Source organism: Bartonella sp. AP57NXGY, from assembly GCF_042195805.1.
Classification (GTDB): domain Bacteria; phylum Pseudomonadota; class Alphaproteobacteria; order Rhizobiales; family Rhizobiaceae; genus Bartonella.
Genome location: NZ_JBHIOZ010000104.1, coordinates 1 through 4,318, shown reverse-complemented (window position 1 = coordinate 4,318; position 4,318 = coordinate 1). Strand labels below are relative to the sequence as shown.

Below are 4,318 nucleotides of genomic sequence, written 5' to 3'. Positions count from 1 at the left end.
TTGCCATCAACGGGTTTTGCTACCGCATCATAGTCTTCTGCAAGGCGTGTGGCAAAAGCCATATCGCTTTCAGAAGTTTGGTCAATGTGACGCACAACAATTTTAGCAAGAGCAGGGTCAACTTTTGGTGTATAGCCATTGCGCTCTGCTATCTCTTGAATAATACTGCCAAGGGTTTGCTGGTGATAGGATTGGCTTTTTGGGGTTCTGTAAGACGTGTTCATTGATGCGGCGCGTCCTGTCACGCTTAAGCTTTGTGGGGGGCTGCTTACAGAGATTTCATCAATCAGATAGGCGCCCATATCGCGGTTTTTACCGCCTTCATAGCCAAGTGTGACAGAAATAATTGTTCCGATGAGAGGAATATCAAGAAAGCCATTGTCGCACTCACGGGCGCGGTCATCAAGCTCTATGGTAATGCGGTCACTTTTGTCTTCTGCTTCATCGGTAATTTCAATCGACAAAACATAGTCCATCAGCGTTCTTGTGATGTCCTCTCCATTTGCCAGAACCATGCAAAAAGGTTTCATGATTGACTGCCCCAAATTCTAATCACCGGTGTGGCTTTAGGATAGGGGAGGGTTGGCAAAACGATTGTGATGCCTGCTTTTAAGATGGGTCCATAGTCTGCAAGACCAAAGTTTGCTGCATAAACGCGTTCAACAGCAAGGGCTTGTTGACCCTTTGCATAGTATCTCCAGCAAATGGCATCAACCATATCGCCTTCTTTTGTTACGTAAAGATCACTCATAACTCTTCACCATATTCTCTCAACTTTATTGTAAATTCTTGTTTTTTTGGGGTGCCATTATGATGAAAAATGCTTTGTTTTTCCTCTACAGAAAGAATGACAAACTTACCTAAGATTTTGCCTTGACCAGTCACAAGAATGTGAGGTCCTTCATGTGCCATTTGCCGTAAATATTCGAGCTGTCTGTGACCACCTTTGAAATCTGGATAGATCACGCCTGCTAAAGAAAATTCTGCATTTGCAACAGCAGGCAATTGAAGAGCTGCTTTGCGCCCCAATCGTCCTTGCTCTACCCATGGAACCCCATAAGACATATCAAGTGTTTGATAAGCAGCTGTTTCAATCGAAAAAATAAAACCACCCAAAGCTAACATCATGGTATTTAATCCGAAAGGCTAGAGGCTATGGCTAAACGTTGCTGTTTTGCATAGCGTTCAAGTGCTTGATTGACAGCGTCTCTGATTTCGTCCTTGAGACCATTGGGGACGGAAATATTTAGATTTGTAATGGTTACACGGGCGTCTACTTCAACGGGTTTATGAACCGTAATGGGCTTTGGAGCTTTAAAAGCACCTACTTTATTTGTTGCCTGCATTTGTCCTGTTTCAACGACACTTGTATTAAAACCACTCTTGCGTTTTTCAGGGGGGGTATTTGTAACCACTACTGTATCAACCATTTTTTTTGCCCGTGTATTGGTTTCATCAGTAAAGGTTTTAATGGTCTGCGTTGAAGTTTTGTCTATTGAGACATTAAACTTTGATTTTTTTCCTCCAAAGCCAGGTATCCAACTGGTTAATTTATTCATCATATTGCCAAATCCGTTATATAGATCACCCCATTTGCTTTTGATGCCCTCCCAAAGCCCATTAATAAGATTGGAACCTGCTTCCATTAAATCGACACCAAACAGCCATTTAATCAATGCATTTATGCCTTTTGCAATCCAAGAGAGGGGTGAAAACTTTTTAAAGAGACTAAAGAGGTTACTGAAAATGTTACTGCATAAATTAGCCAAAGAACTCAACAAATTTCGTAAGAAATTCATGACCGTATCCCAATTTTTATAAAGCAGATATCCAATTCCAATAAGGGCTGCAATACCAGCCATTATCCAGCCTATGGGGGTTGTCATGATAGCAACACCAAGCGATATAAAAGCAGAACCAACAGCGGTTATTGCTGGAATAACTGAAGCTATAAGAACTGCTCCAACCGCGGCTAAAGATGCTGCTACCCAACCATTGAGTTTGTCCCAATATTGATAGAGGACAAAGAGCGCTGCAATGCCACCCATTAACCAACCGATAGGTGTCGTCATTATAGTATAGCCAAGTGTGACAAACGCTGCTCCCGCTGCTGCTAATGCGGCAATGAGTGGACCAAAAATGAATGAACCAAGAGCTACAAGCCCCACCTTGAAAAGGGTTATTTCACCAATCAGAGGTTCTAGCCATTGGAACCAGCCTTTAATCCTCTCTGTGAGATCACTGATGCCTTTTCTTAAATCAGAGGTAGGATTAAGCAAATCATTAAGGACTTTTTTTAAGGTTTTTGCCCAGCTCGCAACAGTTGTTTGAATGAGGTCGCGGTTTTCATCAATCAACTTTGAAAAACCGTCAATCATATCATTAATCACGGGCATGAAACGCGCGCCAATAAAGCTCGCGATACCGCCTATTTTTTTCTTAAAAGCACCAAGCTTGTCACTTAAATCTGCTGCATAGCGTGCAACATCGGCACCTATCAGCCATTTTCCTTTTCGCGCCTTTGCAAACAGCTCTTTAATGGGTGCCATGCCTTGTGCAAGCATGGTCGCCATTTCTTTACCATCGCCCCCAAACAGCAGAGCGGCAATATGCTGTCTTTGTGCTTGGCTTTTCATCTTACTCATCTTGTCGGTAATTTCTTCTAACAAGACAGAAGTGGATTTGAGTTTTCCAGAAGTGTTTTTGACAGAAATGCCAAGTGCTTCAAAGCCCATCATGCCTCTTTTTTGTCCGGCATATGCTTGTGCTGAACGCCTATTTAAAACCGCTAAGGATTGTTGAAAAAGTTCGGCAGAAGTGCCTGAATTATCGGCTGCATCACCCCATAATTGAAGTGATGCAACACTCATATTTAAATGGTGTGATGCGTGATAAAGACTATCTCCCAGATGCATGGTTTTCATGGTGAGGGCGGCTACACTTGCCACAAGACCACCACCAGCAAGCCCTAAGACACCGGTAAAGACTGAAGCACGACTTGCCGCTGTGCTAAGAGCACTTTGAACGCCATGAAGGCTTTTTGTCATGTTTTTGACAGCAGCAGAAAAGCGCACAATACCCAAACTATGTGAGAGTGTTTTTGACAATGTATCGAATTTTTTTTGAAGATGTTTGAGAGGTGCGGTGAGTTTGTCTTCAAGAGACAATTTTACCTTTGCATCAGCAACTTTTTCACTCATTTTATCTTATACCTTTCTGCTGCTTGATTTCGCCAGAATATGAGTTCTTGCGGTTCCATTTCCATCATCTTTGAAAGGGACCAATGGAACACAATGGTAATATCGGCTATGAGTTTAGCGGCGGTTTCCCAGTCGAGGTATCCCGCCGCTTGATAAAAGACTCCAAAATCTCTCCAATGCTCGACAAGTCATTAATATCGAGTTCTCCAACCGCTTCATGTGCCCATCCAGAAAGGCGTGCGATCATAGCAATTGTTTGCTCTATGCCTTCTTTTTTGTCGATTGCTTGCACATCTTTTGTTTTGGGGCGCTGTAAAGTAATTTCGGTGTGCTCTTTTCCTTCAAAAGTAACAGGTATCAATAATTTATGTGTAATGCTTGTTTGTACGGTCATTTTATAATCCTATATTTTCTCTATGGTCTGCGAGTTGATTGACGCCATTGAATTTTCTCACCAAGTTGAGGACGTCTATCTCAACGATTTCAACGTCCTTCTGGACATATTTGAAATATTGCAATGTGAAGGTAGTTGTGGATGTTGCTTTGCTGCCTGGTTGCCATTCTGCCATTTCAAAGCCTTTGCATAGTCCTCTCATGGTAATGACAACACCTTCTGCTGGTGTGCCTTGCGCTTGCATTGAACTTCGTAATGAAATGTTGACATCGGTGCGCCCTAACAGTGCCATCAACTCTGGAGAGCAATCAGAAATGGTCATGCTAAGCGTGAGGGTTTCAAGACCAAGGTCAACTTCAATGGAGCTATCCATGCCACCGCCGCGATAACTTTCAACAACCAAACTCAAATTCGGTAGGGTGACACTTTCACATTTTGCCTGATAGGGAATGCCGTCGACAAAAATGTTAAAATATTTCAAAACTCTTGGTAAAACAGGTACGGTCATTAAAAGATCTCCTCTAAGTAATCATTCACAATGCGTGAACGGAACGTGATATGTTCTGCGGGTGTTGTGGGGGTGAATTCGACATTGAAATAGACTCTACCGCTTTCAATAGCGCTTGCTGTATTAAGCTCTAGATCAGGCGTACAGCGCCCACCAAGAATGGCGCCTTGTGCTTTCAAATCACGCAAATAGGCATTGACGCTTTCACTGACATCA

General features: G+C 42.7%; 7 protein-coding genes and 1 pseudogene. All 8 read right to left on the bottom strand.

What is annotated here, in order from left to right:
* Positions 1-530: pseudogene (locus ACFIL8_RS07860) on the bottom strand (phage late control D family protein); the annotation flags it as partial.
* A complete protein-coding gene (locus ACFIL8_RS07855; RefSeq protein ID WP_039760481.1) occupies positions 527-751 on the bottom strand; it encodes a tail protein X in 225 nt (74 codons plus the stop codon). The gene ACFIL8_RS07855 and the pseudogene ACFIL8_RS07860, both read right to left, overlap by 4 nt.
* The gene (locus tag ACFIL8_RS07850) at positions 748-1,128 is read right to left on the bottom strand and encodes a phage tail protein (protein WP_375689355.1); all 381 of its coding nucleotides are present in this window, start codon (positions 1,126-1,128) and stop codon (positions 748-750) included. Before ACFIL8_RS07850 ends, ACFIL8_RS07855 begins: the two co-directional genes overlap by 4 nt.
* A 5-nt stretch (positions 1,129-1,133) precedes the next feature.
* Positions 1,134-3,200, bottom strand: a complete 2,067-nt coding sequence (locus ACFIL8_RS07845; protein WP_375689353.1) for a phage tail tape measure protein — start codon at positions 3,198-3,200, stop codon at positions 1,134-1,136.
* Complete coding sequence (locus ACFIL8_RS07840; protein ID WP_375638239.1) at positions 3,197-3,265, bottom strand: hypothetical protein; 69 nt, start codon at positions 3,263-3,265, stop codon at positions 3,197-3,199. Before ACFIL8_RS07840 ends, ACFIL8_RS07845 begins: the two co-directional genes overlap by 4 nt.
* Before the next feature lie 41 nt (positions 3,266-3,306).
* Entirely contained in the window at positions 3,307-3,594 is a 288-nt protein-coding gene (locus tag ACFIL8_RS07835; protein ID WP_375612344.1) for a phage tail assembly protein, read from the bottom strand.
* A gap of 1 nt (position 3,595) precedes the next feature.
* The gene (locus ACFIL8_RS07830; protein WP_375689351.1) at positions 3,596-4,102 is read right to left on the bottom strand and encodes a phage major tail tube protein; all 507 of its coding nucleotides are present in this window, start codon (positions 4,100-4,102) and stop codon (positions 3,596-3,598) included.
* Positions 4,102-4,318 (bottom strand): phage tail sheath C-terminal domain-containing protein (locus ACFIL8_RS07825; protein ID WP_375689349.1); only part of this gene is annotated, 217 nt, incomplete at its 5' end. The genes ACFIL8_RS07830 and ACFIL8_RS07825, both read right to left, overlap by 1 nt.

Coding starts and splice junctions, on each gene's coding strand:
- ACFIL8_RS07830 (WP_375689351.1), bottom strand. CDS start 4,102: ATGACCGTACCTGTTTTACCAAGAGTTTTGAAATATTTTAACATTTTT.
- ACFIL8_RS07855 (WP_039760481.1), bottom strand. CDS start 751: ATGAGTGATCTTTACGTAACAAAAGAAGGCGATATGGTTGATGCCATT.
- ACFIL8_RS07850 (WP_375689355.1), bottom strand. CDS start 1,128: ATGATGTTAGCTTTGGGTGGTTTTATTTTTTCGATTGAAACAGCTGCT.
- ACFIL8_RS07845 (WP_375689353.1), bottom strand. CDS start 3,200: ATGAGTGAAAAAGTTGCTGATGCAAAGGTAAAATTGTCTCTTGAAGAC.
- ACFIL8_RS07835 (WP_375612344.1), bottom strand. CDS start 3,594: ATGACCGTACAAACAAGCATTACACATAAATTATTGATACCTGTTACT.